This is a genomic window from Mesorhizobium sp. Root554 (assembly GCF_001427025.1).
Classification (GTDB): domain Bacteria; phylum Pseudomonadota; class Alphaproteobacteria; order Rhizobiales; family Rhizobiaceae; genus Mesorhizobium.
On the sequence record NZ_LMGA01000001.1, the window covers coordinates 1,255,775 to 1,281,235 of the forward strand.

Below are 25,461 nucleotides of genomic sequence, written 5' to 3' on the forward strand. Positions count from 1 at the left end.
AACACAATATGCTTGGTAGTTTGAGAAACGTGGCGGGAACCTGGGTCGCCAAGGGGCTGCTCTTCCTGTTGGTGATCAGCTTCGCTGTCTGGGGCATTTCCGGCCGCCTCCTGGGCACGGTTGCCGGACACCATTCAGTCGTTGTTGCCGGAGGAACGTCGGTATCCGTTAACGAATACCGGCTCGCCTACGATCGACAGCTCTCGCTCATGTCGCAGCAGTTCGGCCAGAGGCTGACGCGCGAGCAGGCCAATACGCTCGGCATCGATGGCCAGGTGCTGACGCAGCTTGTATCCGGAGCGGTGCTCGACGAGCAGGCGCGCAAGCTGGGTCTGGGCCTTTCCAAGGACCGGCTGGCGCAGCTCACCTTCGATGATCCCGCCTTCCACGGTCCCGACGGCAGGTTCGATCGCCAGACGTTCGAATATCTCCTGCGCCAGATCGGCATGCGTCCGGAAGACTACCTCAAGAACCGCTCCCAGGTCGCCGTGCGCCAGCAGATCGTCGAAGCCGTTTCAGACGGCATGAAAATGCCGGATACCTTCATGAAGGCGGTCGCGCTCTATCGCGGCGAAGACCGCACCGTGGAGTATCTGGTCCTGCCCAAGTCGCTGGTGGAACCCATCGAAGCGCCCTCCGACAGCGCGCTTTCGACGTATTTCGACCAGAACAAGAAGACCTACGCGGCGCCTGAATACCGCAAGTTCTCCTACGTCCGGCTCGAGCCGGAAGACATCATGGATCTGAGCGCGGTCAGCGACCAGCAGGTGGCCGAGGACTATGAGAAGAACAAGGCGCGCTACACGACACCGGAAACGCGCACCATCGAACAGCTTGTGTTCAAGTCGGCCGACGACGCCAAGGCGGCGTTCGATTCGCTGAAAAGCGGCGCGACCTTCGACAAGCTTGTAACTGCGGAAGGCAAAACCCAGGCCGATACCCTGCTCGGCACGCTGCCGAAGGACAAGATCGCCGACAAGGCCGTCGCGGACGCCGCCTTCGCGCTGAACGTCAACGAGGTCAGCCCGGTCGTCCAGGGCTCCTTTGGCCCGGTGCTCCTGCGCGTTACCGACATCAAGCCGGAGGTGGTCAAGCCGGTTGCGGAGGTGTCCCAGCAGATCAAGAAGGATCTTGCGCTTGCCGAAGCCAGCCGCATCCTGCTCGATGTGCACGATTCTTATGAAGACGCCCGCGCCGGCGGCGCTTCCATGCAGGAAGCCGCCGACAAGCTGAAGCTCAAGGTGGTCACCATCGATGCCATCGACCGCTCCGCGCGCAAGCCGGATGGCGCGGTCATCGAGACCCTGCCCGAATCGGCCTCGCTCATTCGTTCCGTCTTCGACGCCGAAACCGGCATCGAGAATGAAGGCCTGACGACCGCCGACAATGGCTATGTCTTCTATGAGGTCAGCGGCATCACCCCTGCCCGCGACCGGACGCTGGATGAAGTGCGCCAGAAGGTCGTCGCCGACTGGACCGCGGCGGAAACGTCCAAGCGGCTTACCGCCAAGGCGGAAGAACTCGAAAAGCGGGCCAAGGACGGCACGGCCCTCGACGCCATCGCCGGCGAGCTCAAGCTCGAAAAGCAGACCAAGCGCGGATTGAAACGCGAGGCCGACGACGCCGACTTCGGCAAGGACGGCACCGCCGCCATGTTCGGCGTCGGCGAAGGCGGCACCGGCGTCGTGGCGGCCCCGACGGGCGAGGCCAAGATCCTGTTCAAGGTGGCGGAAGTCTTCGAGCCGGCCGGCGCGGACGCCAGCACCGTACCGGCGGAAGCACAGAAATCCTTCGCCTCCGGCCTGTCGGACGATCTGCTCGATCAGTTGGTCGCGCAGTTGCAGACGCAGTACAGCGTGCAGATCGACCAGACCGCGATGACCCAGGCGCTCGCCCAATGAGCGCACTGAAGCCGCATATCGCCAAGGTTGCGGTTGGCGACGTCCTGTCCTTCGACGAGGCGCGCGAGGCGTTTGAGGTCATCATGTCCGGCGACGCCACGCCCGGCCAGATCGGGGCTTTCCTGATGGCGCTGCGCGTGCGCGGCGAAAGCGTGCATGAGATTTCCGCCGCGGTCGCCACCATGCGCGCCAAGATGCTGCGGGTCGATGCACCCGCCGGCGCGATCGACATCGTCGGAACCGGCGGCGACGGACTGCATAGCGTGAATATCTCCACCGCTTCCGCATTCGTCATCGCCGCATGCGGCGTTCCGGTCGCCAAGCACGGCAATCGGGCGCTGTCTTCGTTGACCGGAGCCGCCGATGTCCTGGCCGCGCTCGGCGTCAACATCGAACTGCAACCGGAGGCGATCAGCCGCTGCATCCACGAGGCCGGTGTCGGCTTCATGTTCTCGCCGTCGCATCATCCGGCGATGAAACATGTCGGGCCGACGCGCGTCGAACTGGGCATCCGTACCATCTTCAACCTTATCGGTCCGCTTTCCAATCCCGCCTGCGTCGACCGCCAGATGGTCGGCGTCTTCTCGCCCGAATGGACCATTCCGGTCGCCGAGACACTCAAGGCGCTTGGCACCCAATACGCCTGGGTGGCGCATGGCGACGGTTATGACGAGATCACCACGACCGGTGAAACGCAGGTGGCGGAACTGTCCGACGGGACGATCCGCACCTTCACGCTGACTCCGGAGGCTTTCGGCATCGCCCGCCACACCCAGGAAGAGCTCAATGGCGGCGACGCGGCTTTCAATGCCAATGCGCTGCGCACCATGCTCGAAGGAGCGCCCGGCGCGTTCCGCGATACGGTTCTGATGAATGCCGGCGCCGGTCTCGTGGTCGCCGGCAAGACCGCCAAGCTCGCAGAAGGCATCGCCATGGCCGCCGAGGCGATCGACAACGGCCGGGCGGTTGCCGTCCTCGACAAGCTTATCGCTGTTTCCAACAGGTAACGCGATGGCCGATATCCTGAAAAAGATCGAAGCCTACAAGCGCGACGAGATCGCGGACGCCAAGGCCCGCGTCCCGCTGGCGGAAATCAAGGCGCGCGCCGCCGATGCCAGCGCGCCCCGCGGCTTCATCGCCGCTCTGGAGACCAAGCGCGCAGCCGGCAAGATAGGTTTGATCGCCGAGATCAAGAAGGCGAGCCCTTCCAAGGGCCTCATCCGCGCCGATTTCGATCCGCCTTCTCTCGCCGCGGCCTATGCGAAGGGCGGCGCGGCGTGCCTGTCCGTGTTGACCGACCGGCCCTCCTTCCAGGGCGCGCCGGAGTTCCTGACCGGGGCCCGCAACGCCGTGTCCCTGCCGGCGCTGCGCAAGGATTTTCTCTTCGACCCCTATCAGGTCCATGAGGCGCGGGCCTGGGGCGCCGACGCCGTCCTCATCATCATGGCCAGCGTCGATGACGCGATGGCGGCCGAACTTGAGGATACGGCGTTTTCGCTCGGCATGGACGTTCTCATCGAAGTGCATGACGAAGCCGAGACCGAGCGGGCGCTTCGGCTGAAATCAAGGCTGATCGGCATCAACAATCGCGACCTGCGCACCTTCGAGACGACGTTGCAGACCTCGGAACGGCTCGCCTCGATGATCCCGAACGATCGCCTGCTGGTGTCCGAAAGCGGCATCTTCACCAATGAAGATTGCCGCAGGCTGCAGAAAAGCGGGATCGATACCTTCCTGGTCGGCGAAAGCCTGATGCGGCAGCCCGACGTGACGCAAGCGACGCGCGCGCTGCTCAGCCTCGACATCGCCGCGGCGCAGGCCTGAGATGGCCGGCGATTCCCTGCCCGTCCCAGGCCTCACCCATATCGGCGCCACCGGCGAAGCCAACATGGTCGATGTCGGCGGCAAGGCCGAGACTGTTCGCTTCGCGGTGGCCGAAGGGTTCGTCTCCATGCAGCCGGAAACGCTGCGCATGATCCTCGACGGCAATGCCAGGAAGGGCGACGTGCTGGGCACCGCGCGCATCGCCGGCATCATGGCCGCCAAGAAGACGCATGAGCTGATCCCGCTCTGCCACCCGCTTCTGCTGACCAAGGTGTCGGTGGAGATCGAGCCCGACGAAAGCTTGCCGGGCTTGCGCGTGACGGCGCAAGCCCGCGTAACCGGCAAGACGGGCGTGGAAATGGAAGCGCTGACGGCAGCCTCCGTCGCCTGCCTGACCATCTACGACATGGCCAAGGCCGTTGACCGGGCCATGGTCATATCCGGCATTCGGCTGAAGCTGAAAAGCGGCGGAAAATCAGGCGATTACGAGGCGGCGTGATGGCGCTTGTTCCCGTCGCCGAAGCACTGCAGCGCCTGCTGGACGGCGTTGAGCCCTTGCCCGCCGAGAACGTCGCGCTGCACGAGGCTTTCGAGCGTGTCCTTGCACAGCCTCTGGTCGCCCGGCGTACCCAGCCGCCCTTCCACGCTTCCGCCATGGACGGCTACGCGGTCAAGGCGGCCGATGTGTCGACCGCGCCCGCCCGGCTCACCGTGATCGGCGCCGCGCCCGCTGGCCAAGGATTTACCGGTACTGTGGAGCGCGGCCAGACAGTGCGTGTCTTCACCGGCGCGCCGCTGCCGGCGGGCGCCGACACGGTCGTCATCCAGGAAAACGTCCGCGCCACCGGCAACGGCAACGTCGAGGTGCTGGAGCCCACCAGCCCTGGCCGCAATGTCCGCAAGGCCGGCCTCGATTTTGCCGACGGCGACGTCGTCCTTGAAAGAGGCCGGCATCTCGATCCCGCGGCCCTTTCGCTGGCGGCTTCGGCAAACTATCCGCGAGTCCCCGTCATCGGCCAGCCGCTCGTCGCCATCATCGCCACCGGCGACGAATTGATGCTGCCGGGCGCTGAACTCGGGCCAGACCAGATCATCTCGTCCAATGCCTATGGCGTCGCCGCCGCGGCCCGCTCGGTTGGCGCGCAAGCCCTTGATCTCGGCATCGCCAAGGACAGCAAGGACGCCATCGCAGCCTTGGTGCGCAAGGCGGTGGCGGCTGGCGCAAACGTCATCGTCACGCTCGGCGGCGCGTCCGTCGGCGATCACGATCTCGTCCACGACGTGCTCACCGGCGAAGGCATGACGCTCGATTTCTGGAAGATTGCCATGCGTCCCGGAAAACCGCTGATGTTCGGGCGCATGGGGCCAATCCGCTGCGTCGGCTTGCCTGGCAACCCGGTGGCGAGCCTCGTTTGTACGCAGCTGTTCCTCAAGCCGCTGCTGGCCCGCCTTGGCGGGCGGCAATTCGTGCAAGACATCCGCGAGGCACAGCTTGCCGCCCCGATGGCCGAAAACGACCAGCGCCAGGACTATGTGCGCGCCGTCGTCCACGATGGAGCAAGCAGCCTAACGGCGACGCCTTTCAGCGTGCAGGATTCGTCCATGCTGCGCATGATGGCCGACGCCAACGGCCTGATCGTGCGCGAGCCTTTCGCCCCCGCCGCCGCGGCCGGGGACCCTTGCAAGGTGTTGATGCTGCGCTGACGTCCGCGTGGCGGCGGGCTTGCTGAACAAAACGTCAACACATTCATTAAACTTTAAACGGTTGCGGAACACAACTGGAACAGATAGTGTTTGTTCTGGGTTTGTTTTTTCGATTCTGTTCGACACCCTTGGGGGGCCGCAATGCTGACGCGCAAGCAACATGAACTGCTTCTTTTCATCCATGAAAGGCTGAAGGAAAGCGGCATTCCCCCTTCCTTCGACGAGATGAAGGAGGCGCTGGATCTGGCTTCGAAGTCAGGCATCCACAGGCTCATCACGGCGCTGGAAGAGCGAGGCTTCATCCGCCGGCTGCCGAACCGCGCCCGCGCCCTGGAAGTGCTTCGCCTGCCGGATTCGATCGCGCCAGGTCTCAACGCCGCGCGGAAATTCTCGCCCGGAATTATCCAGGGTGGCCTCGGCAGGCCGCAGCCGAAGGAGCCGACCCGTCTGCAGGCCGCCGGCAACGACGACGATGCCGCCGCCGCCATTTCCATTCCCGTCATGGGCCGCATCGCCGCCGGCGTGCCGATCGACGCCATCCAGCACAAGACCCATTCGATTTCCGTGCCGCCGGACATGATTTCGGGCGGCGAGCACTACGCGCTCGAGGTCAAGGGCGATTCGATGATCGAGGCCGGCATTTTCGACGGCGACACGGTCATCATCCGCAACGCCAACACCGCCAGCCCCGGTGAGATCATCGTCGCCCTGGTGGACGACGAGGAGGCGACCCTCAAGCGCTTCCGCCGCAAGGGCGCATCCATCGCGCTGGAAGCGGCGAACCCCGCCTATGAAACCCGCATCTTCGGCCCCGACCGGGTCAAGGTGCAGGGTCGGCTGGTCGGGCTGATCAGGCGCTACTGATCCGGATCAGGGCCTTGGCTTGGCTTGGCGTATCGAATACGACACGCGGCTTGGAGTTTGCCGCGCATGGTTGCGTCATTCATCTTCCGAATTTTGCTCGTCTTCCGCGTTTCGTCTTTGACGGCTCGCGTCCTGGCGTGACCGGCGCTCGAACGGCGGCAGCCCCCTCGCCTCGCGCGAGAACTGTCGCTGCACGTGCCAGGGCCGGTAGTCGCCAACGATGGCGAACTGGATTTCCGCTGGCGCGGCGGCTGACTGCGAAGCGAAATACACGGCGGCGCTGCCCGATTGCGCAAGCTCCTGTCTGGTGATGACCGCAACCAGCGGATCATGGCAGGGATCGGAAGCCGTTGCGTCGTCGATGACGATCAAGGCCGCAAATCCACAGGCATTGCGGGCCGACCGTTCGTCCTTCACCCGCGCCACGATTGCCCCCGAGACGTGCCGCGCCACGCAACTGTCCGGAGTGCAGAGAAATGGCGTGCCGGGCGGGAGGTCGAGCGCGCCGGTTGTGGCCAGCCTTGTTTCTTCGCCTTTGAGGGTTTCGGGCCCGATCACAGTTTCCGCATCAAGCGCGCGACGCCAGTTGTCGATGGTGAACTGGTTCGGCTTCGGCCGATTGACCGCGAGTTCGCCGCCGCCGATCGGCATGGCGATCAGATGCGCATCCTCCGAGACCAGGACGTCCGGCGTTCGCACGCTCGGCATGGCGAGTATGCCGCCAAGCGCGAACGGAATGGCCGCCAGGCGCAGCCGGGTCGTCGCCACGGTCGCGATCACCAGCGCGACGGTGACGAGCAGGACGGACTGGATGGACACCAGCCCCACCGCATCGACTGGCGACCGCACGGAAATCCAATCGGAGATGGCGATCATCGCCGTCAGCCCCTTTCCCATCACGTAGAGAAATGGCCCGTCGGCGCCGAACGGCATGGCGATGGCGGAGAGCACCGCGAAGGGCATCACCGCCAGCGAGACGATGGGCATCACGGCGAGGTTGGCGAACAGGCTGAGCGGCGACACGCGCTGGAAGTGCCACATGGCGAACAAGGCGGTGGCGCTGCCGGCGATGATCGTGGTCGCGGCGATGCCGACCCCGGCGCTGAAGAACCGGCCCGTGAGATCGGCGAGGAGTGAGCGCTCCGCCGGCGGGCCGCTTGAGCTTTTGGTCGCGCGGTAGTCCGACCACCACGCATAGGCGCCAACCAGCGCCGCGGTCGCGGCGAACGACATCTGGAAGCTGGGGCCGACCACCTCGTGCGGCGACACCAGGATGACGATGACCGCCGAGATGGCGAGGTTGCGCATGGTCAGCGCCGCGCGATCGAACAGCACCGCCGTCAGCATCACCGCCAGCATGATGAAGCTGCGCTCGGCGGCGACGACGACGCCCGAAATGGAAAGATACGCCGCGATCGAAAACAGCGCCGCCGCGGCGGCATATTTCTTCACCGGGCGTCGCGAAGAAAAGCCGGGAAACAGCGCGAAGGCGGCGCGCAGCATCACCATCACCGTGCCGGCGACCAGCGCCATGTGCAGCCCGGAAATCGAGATGATGTGGTAGATGCCGGTGCGCCGCATCGCCTCGTTGATCGGCTCGGGAATGCCGGCGCGCACGCCGACCATGAGGGCGGCGGCGATTTCGCCTTCCGGTCCGCCAATGGTGGCGCGGATGCGGCCTGCGATGGCGTCGCGGATATTCTGCACCGCCGTCGCCAGCCGCGCCTTGAGCGGCACCTCCTTGATTGGCTCCAGCTTGGGATTGCTGAGGAAAAAGCCGCTGCCGCCCAGGCCCTCGAAATAGCTTTCGAAGGAGAAGTCGTAGCCGCCCGGCCGCACCGGCCCGGTCGGCGGCAAAAGTCGCACGAAACCGCTGACCTGCGATCCCGCCATTGTTCCGGCCGGGATGGCGCGGGCCGACAGCCGCACGCGCTCCGGCTGGTAACGCAGCTTCGGCCGCGCGGTCGAAATCACGTCCAGCGTCAGCCGCACCCGGCCGCTGGCCAGTTCGTCGATTGAAACCACCCGACCGGTCAGGCGCGTGGAAATGTCCGACCCGAGCGTCTCGCCGCCGCCCCGCCAGGTCTCGACCTTCGCCGCCAGAACGCCGAGCGCGCAAAAGAACCCCACAGCGAACAAAAGATGCATTTTCGGCCGCGAGCGGCAGGCGAGCATCAGGCAGGCCAAAGCCACGACGCACATGACCGGCTGCAGGAAACCGGGTTCGGATGCCAGCGCGAAATAGAACAGGGCGCCAGTGGCCAGGAAGACAGGAACGAGCAGGAAGCCGACGCCTCGGTCGAGTTCCGTACCGGAGGCCATGGCAAGGCCGCGGACAAGGTCATGGACGGAAATCCGGCCAAGACTTTGCGCCAGCCGCCATCTGGCCGGACCGGGCCGGGAAAGCTGGATCTTTCCGGGCAGATATTCCGCGGGAAGGATTTCACCTTGAGGGGCAGGTCCGTGCGCCGGCTCCCGCAACGGCGACGCTGCCGCGCCGTCATCGGCTGTGACCGGCGAGCTTCGCATAGCCGCGGTATCTACCCGCAAGCCGGCATGAGAATCCGGCGCCGGCGTCGGCGCGAACAGCGACCGTTCGCTGACGTCGCGGTCAGCTTTCCCGCTGTCTTTGCCGCCCCGGCCCTGCCCCGCCATCGGGTCTGCCCCTTGCGCCCCTGCCCCCCTATGCTACATGAACGCCCGGCGCGGAAAAGTCCGCCAATGCCCGAAGGTTCTGAAGAGTTCTATGTCCGAAACGGTCGTTACCCGCTTTGCCCCCTCGCCCACCGGCTATCTCCATATCGGCGGCGCGCGTACAGCGCTGTTCAACTGGCTCTATGCCAGGCATACGGGCGGCACGATGCTGCTGCGCATCGAGGATACCGACCGCGAACGCTCCACCGATGCGGCCACCGCCGCCATCCTTGATGGACTGTCCTGGCTTGGCCTGACCTGGGAGGGCGAGCCGGTCTCGCAGTTCGAGCGCGCCGCTCGCCACCGTGAGGTGGCCGAGGAACTGGTTCGCAACGGCAAGGCCTATTATTGCTACGCCACGCCGGCGGAACTGGAGGCGATGCGCGAGAAGGCCCGCGCCGACGGGCGCCCGCCCCGCTACGACGGCCGCTGGCGCGACCGCGACCCGTCGGAAGCGCCTGCCGGCGTGCGCGGCGCGATCCGCATCAAGGCTCCGTCCGAGGGCGAAACTCTGGTGCGCGACAGGGTGCAGGGCGACGTGCGCTTTCCCAACAAGGACCTCGACGATTTCATCATCCTGCGCTCCGACGGCAACCCGACCTACATGCATGCCGTGGTGGTCGACGATCATGACATGGGCGTTACCGACATCATCCGCGGCGACGACCACCTGACCAACGCAGCGCGCCAGACGGTGATCTACGACGCCATGGGCTGGACCGTGCCGAGGATGGCGCACATTCCGCTCATTCACGGCGCCGACGGAGCGAAGCTGTCCAAGCGCCATGGCGCGCTCGGCGTCGAGGCCTATCGCGCCATGGGCTATCTGCCCGAGGCGCTGCTGAACTATCTGGCGCGGCTTGGCTGGAGCCATGGCGACGACGAAATCATGTCCGTGGCCGACATGGTCTCGTGGTTCGACATCGTCGACGTCAACAAGGGCGCCGCGCGCTTCGACTTCGCCAAGCTCGAAGCGCTGAATGGCGTCCACATGCGCGCCATGGACGACGCGGCGCTGACGAATATCTTCATCGAGACGCTGCCGCATCTGCCGAATGGCGAGGCGCTGGCCGCGAAGCTCGACGAGAAGGCCAAGGACCGGCTGCTACAGGCCATGCCCGGGCTGAAGGAGCGCGCCAGGACACTGGTGGAGCTGGCCGACAGCGCCTATTTCCTCGTCGCCGACCGGCCGCTGGCGCTGGACGAGAAGGCGCACGCGATTCTCGACGCCGATGCCAAAGCCGTGCTTGCGGCATTGCTGCCGGGATTCGAGGCCGTGACCGACTGGAACGCGGCATCGACCGAGGCCGTCGTACGGTCTTATTCCGAGGCAAACGGCCTCAAGCTCGGCAAGCTTGCGCAGCCCTTGCGCGCCGCTCTGACGGGCCGCAGCACGTCTCCCGGCGTGTTCGACGTTCTGGCCGTGCTGGGTCGCGACGAAAGTCTGGCGCGCATCGGCGATCAAATCGATTAGAGGGGACCTGGCACAAGAAATTGGCATTGAAAGGCGCGTATTGCGGTGCAACATTAGCGTTGGACCAATCAGGCATGCACCCTCGGGCGGGGTAGTGTTCTCGCGCATTCAAAAATTTTTCCAACGCTTTGCGTTGCAAGATAATTTTGCCTGAAGGGCAAGAGGAAACAAAAGGAGTTTGCGATGACCGAAAAGACTGCAACACTGGACCTGGGCGGCAAGTCCCACCAGTTCAAGGTCCGAAGCGGCTCCATCGGCCCGGACGTCATCGACATCGGCGCACTCTACTCGACGACGGGCGCTTTCACCTACGATCCAGGCTTCACCTCGACCGCCGCCTGTGAATCGGAAATCACCTTCATCGACGGCGATGCTGGCGTTTTGCTGCACCGCGGCTATCCGATCGACCAGTTGGCCGAGCATGGCGACTTCCTCGAAGTCTGCTACCTGCTTCTTTACGGCGAGCTGCCGACCAAGGCCCAGAAGGACGATTTCGATTACCGCGTGACGCGCCACACCATGGTGCATGAGCAGATGTCGCGCTTCTTCACCGGGTTCCGCCGCGACGCGCATCCGATGGCCGTCATGTGTGGCGTCGTCGGGGCGCTGTCGGCGTTCTATCACGACTCCACCGACATCTCCGATCCGTACCAGCGCATGGTCGCTTCCATGCGCCTGATCGCAAAGATGCCGACCATCGCCGCCATGGCCTACAAGTACCATATCGGCCAGCCCTTCATTTACCCGAAGAACGACCTCGGCTTCGCCGCCAACTTCCTGCACATGTGCTTCGCCGTGCCGTGCGAGGAATACAAGGTGAACCCGGTGCTGGCGCGCGCCATGGAGCGCATCTTCATCCTGCACGCCGACCATGAGCAGAATGCCTCGACCTCGACGGTTCGCCTGGCCGGCTCTTCCGGCGCCAACCCGTTCGCCTGCATCGCCGCCGGCATTGCCTGCCTGTGGGGGCCGGCGCATGGCGGCGCCAACGAGGCGGCGCTCAACATGTTGTCCGAGATCGGCCATGTCGACCACATCCCGGAATTCATCGGCCGCGCCAAGGACAAGAACGACCCGTTCCGCCTCATGGGTTTCGGCCACCGCGTCTACAAGAACTACGATCCGCGCGCCAAGATCATGCAGAAGACCGCGCATGAGGTTCTCGGCGAGCTCGGCATCAAGGACGATCCGCTGCTCGACATCGCCATGGAGCTGGAAAAGATCGCGCTGACCGACGAGTACTTCATCGAGAAGAAGCTCTACCCGAACGTCGACTTCTATTCGGGCATCACCCTGAAGGCGCTGGGCTTTCCCACCACCATGTTCACCGTGCTGTTCGCCGTCGCCCGCACCGTCGGCTGGATCGCGCAGTGGAAGGAAATGATCGAGGACCCGCACCAGAAGATCGGCCGTCCGCGCCAGCTCTACACCGGCGCGCCGGAGCGGGACTACGTGCCGATTGCCAAGCGGTAAAACGGCAGTCGGCAGTCGGCAGTCGGCAGTCGGCAGTCGGCAGTCGGCAGTCGGCAGTCGGCAGTNAGACTGCATCGTGCACAGATTTCAGCCGTGCAAGGCCAATTTACCCGATTGCCGATTGCCTATTGCCGAATTACTTCCATCACCGCCTCGGCTGCGATCTCGCCGGCCGGGCGGTCGGTCGCCATGCGGCGGCGCACCTCCGCAAAGCCTTCCTTCTGCCAGGCGCGCATCTCGGTGTCGGTGAACAGCGCCTCGACATGCCGCGCCAGATTCCCCGGCCGGACATAGTCGTTGTAGAACTCCGGCACGATGGCGCGGTCGGCGATCAGGTTCGGCAGCAATGCCGACCAGGACGTGATCAGCCGCTGCGCAAGGCGCATGACCGAGTCCAGCCGGTATGCCGAAACCATCGGCACCCCGCTCAGCGCAAGTTCGAGCGAGACCGTGCCGGAGGCAATCAGCGCCGCATCAGCCTGGCCGAAAGCCTGCCATTTGGCGTCCTGGGCGGTGACAATCTCGGGCTGATCCCGCCAGCCGGAAACCGACGCGCGCACCAGATCGGCCACATGCGGAACGGTCGGCAGCAGCAGCCGCAATCTATGCCCACGCGCCTGCAGCACCGAAACGGTTTCGCCGAACGGTTCGATCAGCCGGCGCACCTCGCTGCGACGGGAGCCCGGCAGCAACAGCAGCGTCTTGGTACGCTCCGCCGAGAGATCGCGCGGATTGCGCTGTCCTTCGGCTGCCAGCGCGACGCCGGCATCGTGCGTCAGCCGGTGGCCGACATAGGTGCCCGGCGGCCCACCCAGGCGCTGCAATTCGGCCGGCTCGAAGGGCAGCAGGCACAATATGCGATCGACATAGGGCTTCATGGCGGGCGCCCTGCCCGGCCTCCAGGCCCAGACGCTGGGGCAGACATAATGGATGACCGGAATGGACGGGTTCGCCGCGCGCACCTTCTTCGCAACCCGCAGCGAGAAATCCGGACTGTCGATGGTGACGAGGCAATCCGGCTGCTCGGCGGCGATGGCAGCGGCTGTCTGGCCGATGCGGCGGATCAGCCGCGGCAGGTCGCGCAGGATGGCGCTGACGCCGACCAGCGCGATCTCTCCGGCATCGAACAGCGAGGCAAGCCCGAGTTGCTGCAAATGGCGACCACCGATGCCGGCAAGGTGAACCTCGCGGCCGCTGGCAAGCTGCAGCGCCCGTACGAGATCCGCGCCGAGCAGATCGCCGGATTCCTCCCCGGCGACCACCGCGATTCTGAGCGGCCTGCTGTCCGTCGGCTCATGCTCCATGGATGCGGTCTCCATGAACATCATCCTTCGCCGGCAGGCCGATGACGAACAGGCCCAGCCGGTCTGCTGCTTCGATCACCCTGCCCGCCTCCATCACCAGCGAGCGCCCGGCCTCGACGGCGATGCCGGACAGCCCGGCGGCATGGGCCAATTCGACGGTCTGCGGGCCTATCGATGGCAGGTCGGCGCGCACTTCCTGCTCGGGCTTGGCGCATTTGACCAGCACCCCGCCCGCCTTTCCGGCAAGGCGTCCGTGACCGCGTAAATCCTTCACCCGCTCCAACAGGCCGTTGGTGCCCTCGATGCCTTCGAGCGCGACAGCCCTGCCACCGATCGCCACCGCGGCCTGGCCGATGTCGAGCGCCCCGATGGCCTTGGCGGCCGCACGCGCGGCCTCGATGTCCCGCCAGTCCGATTTTTTAGGCGCGATCTTTCCGAAAGCGCCTTCGCTAGCAAGCAGATCGGGCACGATCTCGTGCGCGCCGACCACCTGGAAGCCCCGTGCCTCAATGCCGCGAACCAGTATCTTCAATAGGCCGTCGTCGCCGCGCGCCAGCGCGCGGAGGAGGAGCGGAACGATGGACAACAGCCCGAAATTGAGGCGCATGGCCGAAAGACGTGGGCGTCGCCTAATCTCACCGGCCAGCACCAGATGGGTGACGCCATGGCGCTTCAGTATGGCCGTGAGCGAGCCGACATGCTCCAGCGCCAATGTCTCATGTTCGTACCGGTCAAGCCCGGCATCGGGCCCGACCTCGCCTTCAACAATGAGGACGAAGGGGGCCAGGCCTTGCCGCTTCAGCGTATCGGCCACTTCGATGGGCAGGCTGCCGCCTCCGGCGACGATCCCGACCTTGCTGCCGGGAGGAAGCTGAAAACGCGCGGCGTCTTCAGTCTTCGTCATCGGCATCGTCGTCGGCTCCGCCCGTCAGCGGCGGCATGGCGTAATGGCGCTTGCCCCGGCTGGAGATGAAGTCGATGATCTTCATGGCTGTGGGCGATCCGGAAAATTCGCCGCGCGCCAGTTCGACATTCTCGCCGATGGTGCGGGAGCGGTCGAAGATCGTCCGGTAGGCCCGGCGCAGCAGATGGATTTCGGCGCGCTCAAGCCCCGAGCGTTTCAGCCCGATAATGTTGAGCCCGCGCAACTGGGCACGGTTGCCTACGGCAATCGCGTAGGGGATGACATCGCCGACCACGGCCGAGCAGCCGCCGAGAAAGGCATTGTCGCCGACGCGGACGAACTGGTGCACGGCGGTCAGCCCGCCGATGTTGACGTTGTCGCCGATCTCGCAATGGCCGCCGAGCGTCGCGCCATTGGCGAAGGTCGCGTTCTTGCCGACGATGCAGTCATGCGCGACATGCGCATAGGCGAGGAAATTTCCATTGTCGCCGATCACCGTTTCGCCCCGGCTTGTATCGGTGCCGGTGTGCATCGTCACGCCCTCGCGGATGGTGCAGTTCGAGCCGATGATGAGCGTCGTTCGCCCGCCCTTGTGCCGCGCGTTCTGCGGCGGCGCACCGAGCGTTGCCATCGGGTAGACCCTGGTGCCTGCGCCGACCGTGGTCGCTCCCATGATCGAGACATGGCCGACCAATTCCACGTTGTCCGCGACAATGGCATCGGCGCCGACATGGCAGAAGGGACCGATGCGAACGCCCGCGCCGATCTGCGCGCCGGCTTCGACAACCGCCGAAGGATGGATGGAAGTCTCGATTTTCATAAGCACCCGGGGGTTCAGTCGTTCTCGACCATCATAGCGGAAATCTCGGCTTCCGCGACTTTTGCGCCGTCGACAAGACCCTCGCAGGCGAATTTGAGGAGATTGCCGCGTTTTTTGATCTTCTTCACCGCAATGCGCAACTGATCGCCGGGAACGACGGGCTTGCGGAACTTGGCCCCGTCGATGGTGAGGAAGTAGACCAGGGATGGTTTGGTCGTCCCGAGTTGGCGGATGCAGATGGCGCCGGCGGTCTGCGCCATCGCCTCGATGATCAGCACGCCCGGCATCACCGGCTGGTCCGGAAAATGGCCAAGGAAATGCGGCTCGTTGATGGTCACGTTCTTGATGCCGACGGCGGAATCGTCACCGTCGATCTCGACGATGCGGTCGATCATCAGGAACGGATAGCGATGTGGCAGGAGCTTCAACAGCCCCATAATGTCCACCGCCTCCAGCGCAGCGCCCGCCGCGTCAGCCATTCTTGTCCCCCTTGGTGTGCTTGGTGAAATTCCGGATGGCTGAAAGCTCGCGGAAGAAATCGCGCATCGGCTGCGCCGGCAGGCCGGCCCAGCGCTCGCCGGCCGGAATATCGTACATCAGGCCGGAAGACGCGGCCACCTGGGCGCGGTCGCCAACGGTGATGTGGTCGGCGATGCCGACACGGCCGCCGAGCATGACGAAATCGCCGAGCGTCACCGAACCGGAAAGACCGCAATGGCCAGCGATAATGCAGCCGCGCCCGATGCGGACATTGTGGGCGATCTGCACCAGATTGTCGATCTTGGTCCCCTCGCCGATGATTGTATCGGCCATGGCGCCGCGGTCCACCGTGGTGTTGGAACCGATCTCGACATCGTCCTGGATGATGACGCGGCCGATCTGCGGCATACGTTCCGGGCCTTTCGGACCCGGCACGAAGCCGAAACCGTCCTGGCCGATGCTGGCGCCGCCATGGATGATGACGCGATTGCCGATCAGCGCATATTGCACGCTCACATTGGGGCCGACATAGCCATCACGGCCGATCTGGCATCCGGCTCCGATTACGGCGTTGGGGGCAATGATGGTGCCGCTGCCGATGGCGGCGCCCGGACCGACCACCGCGCCGGCCTCGATGATGGCGCCCTTCTCGACCTTCGCAGTCGCATCCACATGAGCCTGCTTGGAGATGCCCTTTTCAGACGTCAGCGCGACGGGCGTGGCCGCGGCCGGGAAAAGCAGCCTGCCGATCGTGGCGAACGCCAGTTGCGGCCGCTGGTTGACCAGCACGGCGACGCCGGTGGGCGCCGCGTCAGCCAGTTCAATGGGACAAAGGACGGCCGTCGCGAACAGTGACGCCATCAGGCCGGCATTGCGCTTGCCATCGACGAAGACGAGCGCGCGCTCGCCGCCTTCGGTCGCGGAAGCTATGGTGTCGATGACCGTATCGGCATAGGCTGGGTTGACCAGCGACGAGCCGGTCAAGTTCGCGACCTCGGCCACCGTATACTGGCGGGAAGGCGCGAAAAACACCGGTTCGGTCATCGCAAAGCAATATCCAGCTGATCGGGTCACACGTTTCCGGACCGCGAGGCCCGGAAACGTCCGCGCTTAGAAGCGGGTGGACATGCCGAAGTTGAGTTCCTGGACGTCGTCGGTCTTTTCCTTCTTGACCGGCACGGCGTAGTCGACGCGCAGCGGCCCGAACGGCGAATCCCACAGGATGCCGATGCCGACGGAAGCGCGCCATTCCATATTAGCCGACCCGGACAGAACACGGTTGGACGCTAACTCCGTACCGTAGAGGGTCGCAGCGTCGGCAAACACCGCGCCACGCAGGCCGAGGCTTTCCGGAACTGCTGGCAGCGGGAACTGCGCTTCCGCCGAAGCATTGAAATAGGTCGTACCACCGACATGATCGTCCGCATCGTTGGCTATCGGACCGATGCCATTGTACTCGAAGCCGCGGATCATACGGTCGTTGCTCTTGAAATGGTCGAACACGCGCAGCTTGCCATCGCCATAGCTGGCGATATAGCCAGCGCCGCCCGAAAACACGCCGACGATATCCAGCTCTTCCGACAATGTCTGGTAGTAGGAACCGCGCGCCGTCAGCTTGACATATTTGGCGTCGCCGCCGACGCCGGCGAACTCGGCGCCGAGATTGGCGTAGATACCGCTATGCGGCTTCTTCTCGTTGTCGATGGTGTTGTAGATCAGCGCGCCGCTGATCGACGACTTCAGCCACGGGCTTTCATCGATGCCATCGAGGATTGCAGTGGAGACCGTACATTTCAGAGGGTCATATCCACCGGCGGTTATGCAATCGTCATCCAGCTCGTACTTCTCCTGGGAGATATTGTACGCAAGTTGGGTGGTGATGTTGTCGGTGATCGGCAGGCCGAAACGGATCGTCGCGCCGGTCGATTCAGAGTCGTAATTGTCATAGTCGCGGGTCGACTTGAAGATGTCGAAACCAGCCGAGATGCGGTGGCCGAGGAAATACGGCTCCGTGAATGAGAACGAATAGTCGCGCGAATTCTTGCCGCCGCCCGCCGAGAAGCGGATGAACTGGCCGCGGCCGAGGAAGTTGCGCTCGGACACCGAACCCTGCACCGAAGCGCCGGGCGTGTCGCCACCGGTCGAATAGCCGGCGCCAATGGAAAATTCACCGGTCGATTTCTCGGTCACATCGACGACCAGGACGACCTGGTCCGGCTCGGAGCCGGGCGCCGTGGAGATATCGACCTTCTCAAAGAAATCGAGGGCTTCCAGCCGCTTCTTCGCGCGCTGGATCAACACCTGGTTGAAGGCGTCGCCTTCGCTGATATCGAACTCGCGGCGGATGACGTAGTCGCGCGTACGCGAATTGCCGCGGATCTCGATGCGCTCGACATAGGCCTTGGTGCCCTGATCGACCGTATAGACAACCGAAATGGTGCGGTTTTCGTAATTGCGGTCGCCGCGCGGCGTAACCTGCGCGAAGGCATAGCCCTGGCCAGCAACACGCTCGGTGATGGCGATGATCGAATCTTCGACATCCTTGGCGCTGTAGACATCGCCGGCATGGGACTCGACCACCGAATTCAAAGAGGCCGCATCGACTTCCGGAATGGTGCTGTCGACGGACACGTCGCCGAAGCGGTAGCGCTCGCCTTCCTGCACGGTGATGGTGACGGTGTATTCGTTGGTCGCATCGTCAAGCTCGCCGAACGCCGAGACGACCTGGAAGTCGGCATAGCCGTGATTGTAGTAGAAACGGCGCAGCAGCTCTTCGTCGGCGCGCAGCTTCTGCTCGTCATAGACGTCGTCGCGCAGCAGGAACGACAGCACGGTCGAACGCTTGGTGTTGATGACATCGGCCAGACGACGGCTGGAATAGGCCGTGTTGCCGACGAAATTGATCGCCGCGATCTTGGTGCGGTCGCCTTCGGTGATGTTGAACACAACATTCACGCGATTGTCGCCCAGATCCATGATCTGCGTCGTCACCGAGGCGTCGTCGCGGCCGATATTGCCGTAGGCAGCCTTGACCGCCTGGACATCGGCGTCGAGCGTGGCCTGCGAGAACGAACCGCGCGGCTTCAGCTGTACGACGTTCGAAAGCTGCGCGTCCTTGATCTTCTTGTTGCCCTGGAAGAGCACCTGGTTGACCACCTTGTACTCGGACACGGTGATGACCAGCGAGGAGCCGACCTGGTTGATCTGGACGTCGGAGAACAGGCCGGTGCCGAACAGGCCCTTGACGGCCTCGTCGATGTCGCCGCCCGAGAACGACTTGCCGGGCTTGATCGAGACATAGTTGCGGATCGTGTCGGCATCGACGCGCGTGTTGCCACGCACTTCGATCCTGCTCACCACAGCAGCCTCGGCCGCCGAAACGGCGGCGAACTGAACAACAAGCGCACCTGGAACAACCAGGGCGGCGGACAAAGCCGCCGCTGAAGCAGCGCTAAGAAACTTGGATGCCTTCATCGGGCTCTATAACCTTTTTCTCGAAGTCCCCACGGCGAGAAAACCGGACGTCGCGGTAAATTTCCCATACCGTAATAACCGGATTTTCCCTACACGCAAGGCTTCTGGTTAATTTGTATTTACTTCCCGCGCAGGCGTGGCTTTCGCGTCACGCATATCCCCACGCATGGTAAACGCACCCTCAATGCCATTGGCTGACGTACTGAATTTGTTCATGATTTCAGCACCCGAACAGATCGTTCCAGAACACGAACCCCATGAAGCCCAGAACCAGAACCAACCCCGTTCGGTAGACGGCCTCCATCATCCATTCCGAAACGGGCCGCCTGATGACCGCCTCGATGGCATAAAAGGCGAGATGCCCGCCATCCAGCGGTGGAATCGGCAGCAGATTGAGGATGCCGATGCCGACGGACAGCAACGCCACCAGCTGCACCAGCCATTCGAAGCCGAGCTTGGCCGCCTGACCGGCCATGCCGGCGATCTTCACCGGACCGCCGAGCTGGCATTTGTCCTCCCGGCCGACGGCGAAGCGCGTCAGGAACTGGCCTGTGCGCTCGATGATATGGCCGGTTTCCGACACCGCCGCTGAAAGCGCCTGCACCGGACCGTAAGTGACGAGCCGCGGCTGGCCGACCTGCTCGTTATTGGTGACACCGATGATCGCAACCTTGACCTTGTTTCCAAGCGCGTCTTCCTGCTCCATCAGGCTCGGCGTCGCGGTCAGACTGACTTCCTTGCCATCGCGCAGCATGACGAAGGTGATCGCGTCCCCTGCCCGGCCTGAAACCAGCCGCTGCACGTCGCCGAAGGTTTCGACCTTGCGACCATCGACGCTGACGAAACGGTCGCCCGGCATCACTCCGGCCTGTGCGGCGGGGCTGCCGGCGGTCACCGAAGCCACCATCGGCTCCGAGACATAGCGCCCGTAGACGGAAAACAGCACGGTAAACACAGCGATGGTCAAAAGGAAATTGAACAGCGGACCGGCGAACACGGTGGCGGCGCGCTTCCAGATCGGCTGCGTGTGGAAGGCGACCTTGCGCTCGTCCTCGCTCAGGGCGTCGAGTTCCTCGGCGCCGGGCTGGCTGGAGGTCGCGTTCATATCTCCGACGAACTTCACATAGCCGCCGAGCGGCACGGCGCAGAGCTTCCAGCGCGTGCCGTGCCTGTCGTTGAAGCCGACGAGTTCCGGCCCGAAACCGATGGAAAAGGCCTGAACGCCGATGCCGCAGGCGCGGCCGACCAGATAGTGACCCATCTCATGCACGAAGACCACGACCGTCAGCACGAACAGGAACGGCACGAGCGTGCCGAGGACAATGCCCTCGGTGCTGAAGACGGCGTGCATGATCTCGGTCAAAAGGTGCCCTCTATGCCGTAACGGCCGGCTCTGACTTCTTCGTCAAAGCAGGCAAATCCATGACGCGCGCAACAGCCCGCGCCCTTCATGCGGGGAAAAGTCCCTGCGCCGGGTGCTCGGCCGACGCCGCCATCCAGCCGATCAGGTAAAGGGCGAACGCCGCCGCGACAAGCCCGTCCACCCTGTCCATGACGCCGCCATGGCCAGGGATCAGATTGCCCGAATCCTTGCGCCCATGCCGCCGCTTGACCCAGGATTCGAACAGGTCGCCTGCCTGGGCGACGACTGAAAGCACCAGCGCCACCAAAGCCAGCGTGAAAATATTGCCGGCGCCGGCCAGGATCGCCAGCAGCACGCCGGCCACGACGCCGCCAACCGCGCCGCCGACCGCGCCGCTGCGTGTCTTGCCGGGCGATATGGAGGGCGCGAGCTTCGGCCCGCCGACCGCGCGCCCGACGAAATAGGCAAAGACGTCTGTCGCCCAGACGACTGCGAAAAGAAACAGCACCGCAACCAGCCCTGCATGGTTGGAATCGCGAAGCAGCGCCAGCGACAGGCCGGAAAGCCCGGCATAGGCGAGCCCGGCGGCGTCCCATTGTCCGGTGCCGCGCATGGAGGAAAAAATGGCCGTCGCCGCCACGATAGCCGCCAGCAGCAGCAGAAGGGACCAGGCCGGCAAATCGGCGACCACCGCCAGCGCGAAAACCAGCATGAGCGCTTGCGGCAGCAGGTTTGTGGCCGGCCCGATCGACGACACCGCCGACCGCGCCATCTGCGTCCATTCGTAGAAAATCGCGCCAGCGATTACCGCGCTGGCCAATCGGAACAGGAAACCGCCGAACCATGTCGGAACAAGAATGACCGCAACCAGCACAAGCGCCGAAATGACGCGAACTTGAAGGTTGCTCATTGCGCGCTCATGACGCGACGTCTTGAGCGGCGAGGCCTCCAAACCGCCTTTGACGCCCGCTGAAATCGCGCAGCGCTTCGGCAAAATGGTCGCGGCTGAAATCGGGCCAGTAGCACGGCAGGAAAACCAGTTCGCTGTATGCCGCCTGCCACAGAAGAAAGTTGGAAAGCCGCAATTCACCGCTGGTGCGGATGACCAGGTCAGGGTCGGGAATGTCCGAGGTGTCCAGGGCGGACGAAAACGTTTCCATGGTGATCGCCTCGGCGGCGATTTCGCCTCGGGCGACGGCATTCGCCAAGCGGCTCGCGGCGCGTACGATCTCGTCGCGCCCGCCATAGTTGAAGGCGATGACGAGCGTCAGTCCTGTGTTGCCGGCGGTCAGCGCCTCGGCGTCTTCAAGCAGGCCGCGAATGTCCGGCTGCAGGCCGACGCGGTCGCCGATGATACGAACCTTGACGCCGTTCTGGTGCAATTCGGCGAGATCGCGCCGGATGAAAAGCTTCAGCAATCCCATCAGGTCGCTGACTTCCGACTTCGGCCGCGACCAGTTCTCGGACGAGAAGGCATACACCGTCAAATAGGACACTCCGAACTGCGGAGCCGCCCGCACCGCCTGGCGCAACGCCTCGACGCCGGCCCGGTGGCCGGCAAGTCGCGGCAGGCCGCGGGCCTTAGCCCAGCGGCCATTGCCGTCCATGATGATCGCGACATGCGCGGGTGCCCCGGGGCTTGCCATTCTCTCGCTTTCGGGTGGCTTTGCAGCAGACCCTAAACCTGCATGATTTCCGCTTCCTTTTCGGAAAGCAGACTGTCGATGGTGCTGATCGTCTCGTCCGTCAGCTTTTGCACGCTGTCGGATCGCTTGCGCTGGTCGTCCTCGGAAATATCGCCGTCCTTTTCCGCTTTCTTGAGAAAGTCCATACCGTCGCGGCGCACATGGCGCGCAGCGACACGGGCATTCTCGGCATAGCCATGCGAAATCTTCACCAGTTCCTTGCGCCGCTGCTCGTTGAGCTCGGGCAGCGGTATGCGCAAATTGGTGCCATCGACGATGGGGTTGAAGCCGAGATTGGCTTCGCGGATGGCGCGGTCGACGGCGCTGACCATGGATTTGTCCCAGACCGACACCGAGATCATGCGCGGCTCCGGAACCGATACGCTGGCGACCTGATTGATCGGCATGGCGGTGCCGTAGGCCTGCACCTGCACGGCGTCGAGGAGATTGCTCGAGGCACGCCCGGTGCGCAGCGAAGCCAAGTCCTGCTTGAAGGCGGCGATCGCCCCGTCCATGCGCCGTTTCAGATCGTCATAGTCGCCACTCATAACCGTCTCCTCGGCCCGTTCGCCGGGCTCGCTTTCAATCGTCTGCGACGACCGTGCACCGGCCGCCGCCTCTCAGTATATCGCCAAACCCGCCCTTCTCGTGGATCGAATAGACGATTATCGGAATGTTGTTTTCGCGCGCAAGGGCAATCGCAGCCGTATCCATGATCGAGAGACCGCGATTGATCACTTCGGCATGGCTGATCCGCTCGAAACGGGTCGCCTTGGGGTCCTTCTTCGGATCGGCGGAATAGACACCGTCCACCTGCGTGCCCTTGAACAGGGCATCGGCGCCGATTTCGGCCGCACGCAGCGCGGCCGCCGAATCGGTGGTGAAGAACGGGTTTCCCGTGCCGCCGGCGAAGATGACGACCTTGCCCTGGTTCATATAGGCGGTGGCCTGGCGCTGCGAGAAGCTTTCGCACAGTTCCGGCATGGCGATGGCCGACAGCACCACCGCATCGACGCCGATCTTGATGAGGGAGGTACGCAGCGCCAGCGAATTGATGACCGTCGCCAGCATGCCCATATGGTCGCCGGTAACACGGTCTCCGCCCTTGGAGGCGACCGCGACGCCGCGGAAGATATTGCCACCACCGATGACCACGCCCACCTCGATGCCCAGCGCCCGCGCTTCAGCAATGTCCGATGCGATGCGGTCCACAACCGATACGTCGATGCCGAAATGCTGATCGCCCATGAGCGCTTCGCCGGAAGCCTTGAGCAGGACACGTCGGTAGAGAGGCTTTGCCGTCATATCGTCCCCGAAATCATGGTGGCGGACATGCAGGGCGGCTCGCCGCCCGGCGCCACCCGATATTGCCGCAATGGCTTGACCCGATACACGAAGGACACCGCGATGTCACGCGGGGCCGCACGCGTGCTTTCGAACGTTTTCCTTGAGTTCAAACAGAAAATCGGCCGGGCATCTTTCAGGACACCCGACCGATAAACGCTCGTAAAAATGCTGGAGACCTAGCCCTTGGCGGCAGCCGCAACTTCCGCCGCGAAGTCGGTCTGTTCCTTCTCGATGCCTTCGCCGAGGGCGAAACGCACATAGGCGGTGATCTTGGCCGGAGCGCCGATTTCCTTCTCGGCTTCCTTCAGCGCCTTCTCGACGGTGAGGTCGGGATTGAGCACGAAAGCCTGCTTCAACAGCACCACTTCCTCGTAGAACTTGCGCAGCCGGCCCTCGACCATCTTCTCGATGATGTTCTCGGGCTTGCCGGAGGCGCGCGCCTGATCCGAGAAGATCGCCTTCTCGCGCTCGACAGCGGCCGGATCGATTTCCGATTCGCTCAGCGCCAGCGGGTTGATCGCCGCGATATGCATGGCGACCTGACGCGCGAAGGCGCCGGCCTTGTGCGCATCGCCGGTCGTCTCGATCGCCACGAGCACGCCAAGCTTGCCGAGATTATCGGCAACCGAATTGTGGATGTACGTCGCAACCGCGCCCTGGCTGACCGTAAGCTTGTCGGAGCGACGGAAGGACAGGTTTTCGCCGATGGTGCCGACGGCATCCTTGATGGTGTCGGTGACCGACTTGTCGGAACCGGGATACTTCGCCGCGGCGACAGCTTCCGTCTTGCCATAGGCCAGGGCGACCTTGGAGACATTGGCGACGATCTGCTGGAAGGCGTCGTTGCGGGCGACGAAGTCGGTCTCGGAATTGACCTCGACGATCGCCGCTTCGCGCACGCCGGAATCGACGCCGATAAGGCCCTCGGCCGCGGTGCGGCTGGCCTTCTTGTCGGCCTTGGAAATGCCCTTCTTGCGCAGCCAGTCGACCGCGGCTTCCATATCGCCATTGGTTTCGGCCAGGGCCGCCTTGCAGTCCATCATGCCCGCGCCGGTGAGGTCGCGCAGTTCTTTGACCTGTGCTGCTGAAATGCTCATTGTCGCCTCTTTGTTCGAAATGCCCATTGGATTCAAATGGGTGGCGCACCATCGAGCCTTCGATGATGCGCCTCGCTCAAGCGCTTAGCGCGCCGATGTGTGAGATGGATGAAGGCCGCGAACGGCCTCCACGATCAGGCTTTCGGTGCGTCGTCCGTCGGAGCAGGCGTCTCCTCGGCAACCGGAGCCGACGCTTCTTCGATGGCCGGCTCGACCGGAGCCTCAGCCGAAGCGCCGACGTCGACGCCCAGAGCGCCCTGCTGGCGCGCGATACCGTCGATCGCCGCCTTGGCGATCAGATCGCAATAAAGCTGGATGGCGCGCGCCGCGTCGTCATTGCCGGGGATCGGGAAGTCGATCTTGTCCGGATCGCAGTTGGAATCGATGATCGCGACGACCGGGATGCCGAGACGCTTCGCCTCGAGGATGGCGATGGCTTCCTTGTTGGTGTCGATGACGAACATCAGGTCGGGCGTCGAGCCCATGTCCTTGATGCCGCCGAGCGCCTTGTCGAGCTTCTCGCGCTCACGGTCGAGGTTCAGGCGTTCCTTCTTGGTGAAGCCATGGGCTTCGCCGCCCGACAGGATCTCGTCGAGCTTGCGCAAGCGCTGGATCGAATTGGAGATCGTCTTCCAGTTGGTCAGCATGCCGCCGAGCCAGCGGGAGTTGACGTAGTACTGGGCCGAACGCTGCGCGGCGTCGGCGACGATGTCAGAGGCCTGGCGCTTGGTGCCGACGAACAGCACGCGGCCGCCCTTGGCGACAGTATCGGAAACCTGCTTCAAAGCCTGATGCAGCAGCGGAACCGTCTGCGACAGGTCGATGATGTGGATGTTGTTGCGGGCGCCGTAGATGTAGGGCGCCATCTTCGGGTTCCAGCGGTGGGTCTGGTGGCCGAAGTGGGAACCAGCTTCAAGAAGCTGGCGCATGCTGAAATCGGGCAATGCCATTCTTTATTTCCTTTCCGGTTGGCCTCCACGGACAACGACGTTTCGGGAAAAGCCCCTGACGCCACCGGCGGTCGCCTCCGGATTTCTCCCGGTCGGAAACCAA

At 64.0% G+C, this 25,461-nt stretch carries 21 protein-coding genes and 1 pseudogene; 8 read left to right on the forward strand and 14 right to left on the reverse strand.

Annotation, left to right across the window (positions count from 1 at the left end; translation table 11 throughout):
• Window positions 1–8: 8 nt before the first annotated feature.
• The 6 genes from ASD44_RS06100 to lexA all read left to right on the forward strand — a co-directional run bounded on the left by ASD44_RS06100 (window position 9) and on the right by lexA (window position 6,293).
• Window positions 9–1,901, forward strand: coding sequence for a SurA N-terminal domain-containing protein (locus tag ASD44_RS06100; protein WP_056109838.1), 1,893 nt, complete (start codon window positions 9–11; stop codon window positions 1,899–1,901).
• Complete coding sequence (gene trpD, locus ASD44_RS06105) at window positions 1,898–2,908, forward strand: anthranilate phosphoribosyltransferase (protein ID WP_056109841.1); 1,011 nt, start codon at window positions 1,898–1,900, stop codon at window positions 2,906–2,908. The genes ASD44_RS06100 and trpD overlap by 4 nt, the downstream gene beginning before the upstream one ends.
• Window positions 2,909–2,912: 4 nt before the next feature.
• Window positions 2,913–3,725, forward strand: a complete 813-nt coding sequence (gene trpC / locus ASD44_RS06110) for an indole-3-glycerol phosphate synthase TrpC (protein ID WP_056109843.1) — start codon at window positions 2,913–2,915, stop codon at window positions 3,723–3,725.
• Window position 3,726: 1 nt separating this feature from the next.
• Window positions 3,727–4,224: a cyclic pyranopterin monophosphate synthase MoaC gene (gene moaC / locus ASD44_RS06115; protein WP_056109845.1), complete on the forward strand. Its 498-nt coding sequence runs from the start codon at window positions 3,727–3,729 to the stop codon at window positions 4,222–4,224.
• Entirely contained in the window at window positions 4,224–5,429 is a 1,206-nt protein-coding gene (glp, locus tag ASD44_RS06120) for a gephyrin-like molybdotransferase Glp (protein ID WP_056109847.1), read from the forward strand. Before moaC ends, glp begins: the two co-directional genes overlap by 1 nt.
• 141 nt (window positions 5,430–5,570) lie before the next feature.
• Window positions 5,571–6,293, forward strand: coding sequence for a transcriptional repressor LexA (lexA, locus tag ASD44_RS06125; RefSeq protein WP_056109849.1), 723 nt, complete (start codon window positions 5,571–5,573; stop codon window positions 6,291–6,293).
• Window positions 6,294–6,368: 75 nt separating this feature from the next.
• Here the strand turns inward: lexA and ASD44_RS06130 are convergent, their stop codons facing one another.
• Window positions 6,369–8,948 (reverse strand): ComEC/Rec2 family competence protein, encoded by a 2,580-nt coding sequence (locus ASD44_RS06130; protein ID WP_056109851.1) that lies wholly within the window; start codon window positions 8,946–8,948, stop codon window positions 6,369–6,371.
• Between the two features lie 91 nt (window positions 8,949–9,039).
• On the opposite strand from ASD44_RS06130, the gene gltX reads away from it, so the two are divergent.
• Window positions 9,040–10,461 carry a glutamate--tRNA ligase gene (gene gltX / locus ASD44_RS06135; RefSeq protein WP_056109853.1) on the forward strand — a complete coding sequence of 474 codons (1,422 nt, stop codon included), beginning with the start codon at window positions 9,040–9,042 and terminating at the stop codon, window positions 10,459–10,461.
• Between the two features lie 183 nt (window positions 10,462–10,644).
• Window positions 10,645–11,934: a citrate synthase gene (gene gltA, locus ASD44_RS06140; protein WP_056109855.1), complete on the forward strand. Its 1,290-nt coding sequence runs from the start codon at window positions 10,645–10,647 to the stop codon at window positions 11,932–11,934.
• A gap of 125 nt (window positions 11,935–12,059) precedes the next feature.
• Here the strand turns inward: gltA and lpxB are convergent, their stop codons facing one another.
• The 13 genes and pseudogenes from lpxB to rpsB all read right to left on the reverse strand — a co-directional run bounded on the left by lpxB (window position 12,060) and on the right by rpsB (window position 25,358).
• Entirely contained in the window at window positions 12,060–13,253 is a 1,194-nt protein-coding gene (lpxB, locus tag ASD44_RS06145; protein WP_244478727.1) for a lipid-A-disaccharide synthase, read from the reverse strand.
• On the reverse strand, window positions 13,228–14,142 hold the full coding sequence (gene lpxI / locus ASD44_RS06150) for a UDP-2,3-diacylglucosamine diphosphatase LpxI (RefSeq protein ID WP_056115534.1): 915 nt from the start codon (window positions 14,140–14,142) through the stop codon (window positions 13,228–13,230). The genes lpxB and lpxI overlap by 26 nt, the downstream gene beginning before the upstream one ends.
• Entirely contained in the window at window positions 14,129–14,962 is an 834-nt protein-coding gene (gene lpxA, locus ASD44_RS06155) for an acyl-ACP--UDP-N-acetylglucosamine O-acyltransferase (RefSeq protein WP_056109857.1), read from the reverse strand. Before lpxA ends, lpxI begins: the two co-directional genes overlap by 14 nt.
• 14 nt (window positions 14,963–14,976) lie before the next feature.
• Window positions 14,977–15,441, reverse strand: a complete 465-nt coding sequence (gene fabZ, locus ASD44_RS06160; RefSeq protein WP_056109858.1) for a 3-hydroxyacyl-ACP dehydratase FabZ — start codon at window positions 15,439–15,441, stop codon at window positions 14,977–14,979.
• Window positions 15,434–16,486, reverse strand: coding sequence for a UDP-3-O-(3-hydroxymyristoyl)glucosamine N-acyltransferase (gene lpxD, locus ASD44_RS06165; RefSeq protein WP_056109860.1), 1,053 nt, complete (start codon window positions 16,484–16,486; stop codon window positions 15,434–15,436). Before lpxD ends, fabZ begins: the two co-directional genes overlap by 8 nt.
• 66 nt (window positions 16,487–16,552) lie before the next feature.
• Entirely contained in the window at window positions 16,553–18,916 is a 2,364-nt protein-coding gene (gene bamA / locus ASD44_RS06170) for an outer membrane protein assembly factor BamA (protein ID WP_056109862.1), read from the reverse strand.
• A gap of 220 nt (window positions 18,917–19,136) precedes the next feature.
• Window positions 19,137–20,279, reverse strand: a complete 1,143-nt coding sequence (gene rseP / locus ASD44_RS06175) for an RIP metalloprotease RseP (protein ID WP_056109864.1) — start codon at window positions 20,277–20,279, stop codon at window positions 19,137–19,139.
• A gap of 85 nt (window positions 20,280–20,364) precedes the next feature.
• A complete protein-coding gene (locus tag ASD44_RS06180) occupies window positions 20,365–21,189 on the reverse strand; it encodes a phosphatidate cytidylyltransferase (protein ID WP_056115539.1) in 825 nt (274 codons plus the stop codon).
• Window positions 21,190–21,196: 7 nt separating this feature from the next.
• Window positions 21,197–21,934, reverse strand: a pseudogene (locus ASD44_RS06185) (isoprenyl transferase); the annotation flags it as partial.
• A gap of 23 nt (window positions 21,935–21,957) precedes the next feature.
• Complete coding sequence (gene frr / locus ASD44_RS06190) at window positions 21,958–22,512, reverse strand: ribosome recycling factor (protein WP_056109867.1); 555 nt, start codon at window positions 22,510–22,512, stop codon at window positions 21,958–21,960.
• 34 nt (window positions 22,513–22,546) lie between these two features.
• Window positions 22,547–23,269: a UMP kinase gene (gene pyrH / locus ASD44_RS06195; protein ID WP_056109869.1), complete on the reverse strand. Its 723-nt coding sequence runs from the start codon at window positions 23,267–23,269 to the stop codon at window positions 22,547–22,549.
• Window positions 23,270–23,487: 218 nt separating this feature from the next.
• Window positions 23,488–24,408, reverse strand: coding sequence for a translation elongation factor Ts (gene tsf / locus ASD44_RS06205; protein WP_056115545.1), 921 nt, complete (start codon window positions 24,406–24,408; stop codon window positions 23,488–23,490).
• Window positions 24,409–24,542: 134 nt separating this feature from the next.
• Entirely contained in the window at window positions 24,543–25,358 is an 816-nt protein-coding gene (gene rpsB, locus ASD44_RS06210) for a 30S ribosomal protein S2 (RefSeq protein ID WP_056109873.1), read from the reverse strand.
• Window positions 25,359–25,461: the final 103 nt, after the last annotated feature.

Excerpts from the sequence above, each read along its gene's own strand:
- ASD44_RS06100 (WP_056109838.1), top strand. The coding sequence starts at position 9 with ATGCTTGGTAGTTTGAGAAACGTGGCGGGAACCTGGGTCGCCAAGGGG.
- trpD (WP_056109841.1), top strand. The coding sequence starts at position 1,898 with ATGAGCGCACTGAAGCCGCATATCGCCAAGGTTGCGGTTGGCGACGTC.
- trpC (WP_056109843.1), top strand. The coding sequence starts at position 2,913 with ATGGCCGATATCCTGAAAAAGATCGAAGCCTACAAGCGCGACGAGATC.
- moaC (WP_056109845.1), top strand. The coding sequence starts at position 3,727 with ATGGCCGGCGATTCCCTGCCCGTCCCAGGCCTCACCCATATCGGCGCC.
- glp (WP_056109847.1), top strand. The coding sequence starts at position 4,224 with ATGGCGCTTGTTCCCGTCGCCGAAGCACTGCAGCGCCTGCTGGACGGC.
- lexA (WP_056109849.1), top strand. The coding sequence starts at position 5,571 with ATGCTGACGCGCAAGCAACATGAACTGCTTCTTTTCATCCATGAAAGG.
- ASD44_RS06130 (WP_056109851.1), bottom strand. The coding sequence starts at position 8,948 with ATGGCGGGGCAGGGCCGGGGCGGCAAAGACAGCGGGAAAGCTGACCGC.
- gltX (WP_056109853.1), top strand. The coding sequence starts at position 9,040 with ATGTCCGAAACGGTCGTTACCCGCTTTGCCCCCTCGCCCACCGGCTAT.
- gltA (WP_056109855.1), top strand. The coding sequence starts at position 10,645 with ATGACCGAAAAGACTGCAACACTGGACCTGGGCGGCAAGTCCCACCAG.
- lpxB (WP_244478727.1), bottom strand. The coding sequence starts at position 13,253 with ATGGAGACCGCATCCATGGAGCATGAGCCGACGGACAGCAGGCCGCTC.
- lpxI (WP_056115534.1), bottom strand. The coding sequence starts at position 14,142 with ATGACGAAGACTGAAGACGCCGCGCGTTTTCAGCTTCCTCCCGGCAGC.
- lpxA (WP_056109857.1), bottom strand. The coding sequence starts at position 14,962 with ATGAAAATCGAGACTTCCATCCATCCTTCGGCGGTTGTCGAAGCCGGC.
- fabZ (WP_056109858.1), bottom strand. The coding sequence starts at position 15,441 with ATGGCTGACGCGGCGGGCGCTGCGCTGGAGGCGGTGGACATTATGGGG.
- lpxD (WP_056109860.1), bottom strand. The coding sequence starts at position 16,486 with ATGACCGAACCGGTGTTTTTCGCGCCTTCCCGCCAGTATACGGTGGCC.
- bamA (WP_056109862.1), bottom strand. The coding sequence starts at position 18,916 with ATGAAGGCATCCAAGTTTCTTAGCGCTGCTTCAGCGGCGGCTTTGTCC.
- ASD44_RS06180 (WP_056115539.1), bottom strand. The coding sequence starts at position 21,189 with ATGAGCAACCTTCAAGTTCGCGTCATTTCGGCGCTTGTGCTGGTTGCG.
- frr (WP_056109867.1), bottom strand. The coding sequence starts at position 22,512 with ATGAGTGGCGACTATGACGATCTGAAACGGCGCATGGACGGGGCGATC.
- pyrH (WP_056109869.1), bottom strand. The coding sequence starts at position 23,269 with ATGACGGCAAAGCCTCTCTACCGACGTGTCCTGCTCAAGGCTTCCGGC.
- tsf (WP_056115545.1), bottom strand. The coding sequence starts at position 24,408 with ATGAGCATTTCAGCAGCACAGGTCAAAGAACTGCGCGACCTCACCGGC.
- rpsB (WP_056109873.1), bottom strand. The coding sequence starts at position 25,358 with ATGGCATTGCCCGATTTCAGCATGCGCCAGCTTCTTGAAGCTGGTTCC.